Annotated in this window: 3 protein-coding genes; all 3 read right to left on the reverse strand. The window is 60.4% G+C overall.

Annotation, left to right across the window (positions count from 1 at the left end):
- Positions 1-307: 307 nt before the first annotated feature.
- From HMPREF7215_RS09585 to HMPREF7215_RS09595, 3 genes are read right to left on the reverse strand one after another with little or no spacing between them, the layout of a single operon-like run.
- Entirely contained in the window at positions 308-1,117 is an 810-nt protein-coding gene (locus HMPREF7215_RS09585; RefSeq protein WP_009165650.1) for a transporter substrate-binding domain-containing protein, read from the reverse strand.
- A 48-nt stretch (positions 1,118-1,165) separates the two neighbouring features.
- Positions 1,166-1,831 (reverse strand): amino acid ABC transporter permease, encoded by a 666-nt coding sequence (locus HMPREF7215_RS09590; RefSeq protein WP_009165651.1) that lies wholly within the window; start codon positions 1,829-1,831, stop codon positions 1,166-1,168.
- A 14-nt stretch (positions 1,832-1,845) separates the two neighbouring features.
- Positions 1,846-2,583, reverse strand: a complete 738-nt coding sequence (locus tag HMPREF7215_RS09595) for an amino acid ABC transporter ATP-binding protein (RefSeq protein WP_009165652.1) — start codon at positions 2,581-2,583, stop codon at positions 1,846-1,848.
- Positions 2,584-2,707 lie beyond the last annotated feature (124 nt).

A 2,707-nucleotide genomic window follows, 5' to 3' on the forward strand; every position in this document is an offset into this window, starting at 1 on the left:
CCGCCCGCAGCGCGCGGCAGTGCGGGTCGGGATAGGCGGCGTAGGAATCGACGCCGGCCCGCAGCGCTTCGTGCACCGCCGGCGGCATGCCCAGCGGATTGAGATTGACGGAGAAATCGAGATCGACGTCGCGGGAATAAACGTCTCCGCCGTGGTCGAATTTTTTCAAAGCGAAGCCTCCCAAATGGCCCCCGTTTTCGGAAAGACGCCAGGCCGAGCAGGGGCGGACTGCCGTCATACTAACACAGCGCCGATGAAAATAAAAGCCGCCGTGCGGACGGCGGCTCTCGATGTGTCGGAACGGGGATCAATCGAGCTTCCAGGGCGAGACGTAACCGGCGGGAGGCTGGCTGAAATCGTCGCCGAACCACTTCTGGTAGATGGCACTCAGCGTGCCGTCGGCCTTCATCTCCCGAATGGCCCCGGTGACGATGGCGCGCAGCGCCAGCGACGTGTCGTCGGTGCGGAACGGGAACGCCTTCTCGCCGACGGCGATGTTCTCCTCGACCGTGCGGGCCTTGAGGAAGCCGTTTTTGATCTTGAAAGCCGCCTCGCTGCCGGCGAAGATCATCACGTCCACTTTGCCCTGGCGAAAGGCTTCGTTGAGCAGGTCGCTGCTGTCGAAAACGACCAGTTCGACCTTGATGCCTTCCTTCTCGGCGATCTGCTTGAACAGGTTGCCTCCGTTGGATCCGGCGCTGTAGCCGCATTTCAGGCCGTCGATATCCTTAAGGCGTTTCAGGTCCGTGCGCTCTTCATGAACGACGAGCTTTTCGGGGATGTAGGCGTACGGCTCGGAAAATCTGTACTTGTCGATGCGTTTCTGGTTGACGGTGATCGTGTTGCCCACCGTATCGGCACGTCCGGAATCGAGATAGCCGAAGAGCGTGTTGAATTCGCCGGTGACGAAGTTGACTTTCAGCCCGGTCTTCGCGGCGATGGCGGCCCAGATGTCGGGTTCGGTGCCGAGGTGCTGTCCCTTGGAGAAATAGGTGTTGGGGACGGAACTGTTGCCGGAAGCGACCGTGATCTCCTTCGGCGCGTCGGCGGCGAAAGCCGCGCCGGCGATCAGCGCCGCAGCGGTCAGGGAGAGAGCGCAGATACGTTTCAAATTCATCAAAAAACACCTTCCTTGAAAATTTTGATCTATCGAAAAGAACGGGAGCTAATAAAGATCTTGCAGCCGCCGCTCGATCCGGCGCAGGAAAAACTCGACGATCAGCACGATCGCCACGTAGACGATGGTCACGCACAGATAGGCCTCGAAAAAGCGCAGGCTCAGCGCCGCCTCCATTTTGGCCGTGCCCATCACATCGGCCAGCCCGACGGTGAAGCCCAGCGCCGTGCCCTTGATGATGCCGATGAAATGGTTGCCGATCGAAGGCGCGGCGACGACGAAAGCCTGGGGCAGAATGGCGCGCCGCATCGCCTGGGCCCGCGTCATGCCCATCGAGTAGCAGGCCTCGATCTGTCCCTTGTCCACCGACTCCAGCGCGGCGCGGAAGCTTTCCGCCATGAAGGCCGACGTGTTGCAGATCAGGCTGACGACCGTGGCCTGAAACGGCGTCATCGCCTTGAGCGCCGGAATCAGGCAGGGCAGCGCGAAGAAAATCATGAACAGCGCCACCACCAGCGGCGTGGCGCGGAACACGGTCACGAACGCGTCGAAAAACTGCGTCAGCAGAGGGAATTTGTAATAGCGCACGATGGCGATAACCGTGGAAAGGACCAGCGTGCCGGCCAGCGAGAGGGCGGCGATCTCCGCCGTCAGCCCCAGCGAGGACAGGACCAGCGGAAACAGTTCGGTAAAGCTTTTGAAGTCGAAAAGCATTTTCCCGCGCCTCCCTACTGATCCATGACGCGGTGCACGAAACGGCGGATGCGTTCGTTCCCGCAACGCTCGAAGATCTCTTCAGGCGTGCCTTCGCCGGCGACGATGCCGTCCTCGAGAAAGATCATCGTGTCGGCGACCTCGCGGGCGAATTTCATCTCGTGCGTGACGATCACCATGGTCGTGTGCTCTTCCGCCAGCTGCCGGATCACCGCCAACACCTCGCCGATCAGCTCGGGATCCAGCGACGACGTGGGCTCGTCGAACAAAATCACCTTGGCGTCGCCGCCCATGGCGCGGGCGATTCCCACGCGCTGCTGCTGGCCGCCCGACATTTTGCGCGGATAAAAATCCGCTTTGTCGGCCAGCCCCACCTTGTCCAGAAGTTCCAAGGCCCGTCTGCGAGCCTGAACGCGCGGCAGGCGCTGGACCGTGACCATCGGCTCCATGACGTTCTCCAGCGCCGTCAGATTGCGCAGCAGATTGTAATTTTGAAAGACCATGGCCGTCTGACGCCGCAGCGCGTGGATCTGGGCCTGCGTGGCGCGGGCGGCGTCGACCGTCAGTCCGTCGAGGGTGATCGTCCCGCTCTCGGGGCGCTCCAGAAAGTTGACGCAGCGCAACAGCGTGGACTTACCCGTTCCCGACGGGCCGATAACCGCCATAACCTCGCCCTGCGCCAGCGTCAGGTTCACGTCCCGCAGCACCGGCTGGCCGTTGTAGCTCTTTTTTAGATGGCTGATCTCAAGCATGTGGCAGCTCCCATTCGTTTTCACAGTCAATTATAATTGACAATCATATATAATATAATGAAGGAGATTATAACACCGGCACAGAGTTTTGTCATTGAAGAACCGCTTTGAAAAACGGAAATCG

It is taken from the genome of Pyramidobacter piscolens W5455 (genome assembly GCF_000177335.1).
Classification (GTDB): Bacteria; Synergistota; Synergistia; order Synergistales; family Dethiosulfovibrionaceae; genus Pyramidobacter; species Pyramidobacter piscolens.